At 46.8% G+C, this 1,455-nt stretch carries 2 protein-coding genes; both read right to left on the reverse strand.

Going from position 1 to position 1,455, the window contains the following annotated elements; genetic code table 11:
• Positions 1 to 200 precede the first annotated feature (200 nt).
• Positions 201 to 398: a hypothetical protein gene (locus BWI97_RS26335; RefSeq protein ID WP_102203427.1), complete on the reverse strand. Its 198-nt coding sequence runs from the start codon at positions 396 to 398 to the stop codon at positions 201 to 203.
• A partial coding sequence (locus BWI97_RS26340; RefSeq protein ID WP_158242869.1) for an outer membrane beta-barrel protein occupies positions 392 to 1,455 on the reverse strand: 1,064 nt, incomplete at its 5' end. The genes BWI97_RS26340 and BWI97_RS26335, both read right to left, overlap by 7 nt.

A 1,455-nucleotide genomic window follows, 5' to 3' on the forward strand; every position in this document is an offset into this window, starting at 1 on the left:
GTTGTTCATATTTAGAAAGTACAATGAAGTCCCGCTGGGCAGTCTTCCCCTATCGTTTACTGATTGCTCATCCAGCAACACGTACAAAGCCATAAGTGCTTTCAGGAAGTGACGGCTCTCTCAGATCGGCGGTACTCTAATTTTCGAGGAAGATTTTAACGCTTAACTCTTTCTTCATCCTAACGAGCAGAGCGTCGATTTCAGGGCGTAGTTCCGCCAAAATCGCGGAAATGATAAATGAAGCTTACCAGAAAGTACCGGGATAAGACCCGATTCTGTCGTTCTTCGGTATACAGCTCCGTAACGTTTCGGCTGACGTTTGTATTCTGCCTGAGCAAGTCAAAAACGAATAACTGAATTTCTGCCTGCTGCTTTTTCAGAAACTTCTGACTTAGCACAACGTTCCAAAGCGTATATCGCTGAGCCGGGCCAGCCGTATTCCCACCGTAACTCTGATAGGTGCATCGGTACTAAGTCGCAGGTGAAAATCCCACTCATAATAGAAAGTACCCGAGATGGATGTATTCACGAAGGCCGTATTTCGCTGACTTTGGAGGGAATACCRGGCTGACTGATACGTAAGCGTCGTTCGGAGATTGTAGCCGAGTTGCTTCTCGTACGATGAGCTGAGTTGAAATTCCGGACTAATCAGTACGTTATTCAACTGATTGATCTGATCGTTAACCAGTGTCAGGCTGCGATTGTAAGTAATCGATGAGCCTGTACTCAGGTGTAGTTTGAGTCCCTGCAGTTGCCGACCATAGTTTGCATTGCCTGACACCAAATAATGACCATTTGTGTTGACGGGTAAGGTCGTCTGCACGCCCCGTTCATCAAAACGAACGGATTCTACAATCTTATTCGTCACCTGACTGGCGTTGACGTTCACAAAGAAATTTTCGAAGGTGCTGGGATTAAAGGAGTTGTAATTGAAGTTAAGTGAATGAGTAAACTCCTGCCGCAGATTAGGATTACCCTTTTGGATTAATAAAGGATTGGTATTGTTAGCAACGGGCTGTAGCTGATCCACACTCGGAGCCTGGGTCTGACCCTGATAATTGACCCGGAAATAACGGTCGTTTTTCAGACTTATGCTCATCATGGCTACTGGTAACAGGCTAATGAAATCCCTGGTAATCGTCCGGTTCTGGGAAACACTCTTCAATCGGGCCTGCTGTACGTCCATCCCAAGATTAAACAAATTTTTCCCCTGATTTCGCTGGAAGAGTAAACCTGCTGCCTGGCTGGGATAGCTGGACCGAAAGCGGTTGGAAAGCGAATCATTCCGACGGTCATACTGCTGAGTCGTTTCGTTGAAATCGCGTACTTCCCGGTTGGAATAACCCGGGTTGCTCTGGAACTGATAGTGAAATTCAAGTCGGTTCTTTTCCGAAAGCGGCTCACTGAAGGCTGCATTGAGCTGATGACGGCTGGAACGGGTCAACTGCTCGTTCT

The sequence above is a fragment of the Siphonobacter sp. BAB-5405 genome, from assembly GCF_002872335.1.
Classification (GTDB): Bacteria; Bacteroidota; Bacteroidia; order Cytophagales; family Spirosomataceae; genus Siphonobacter.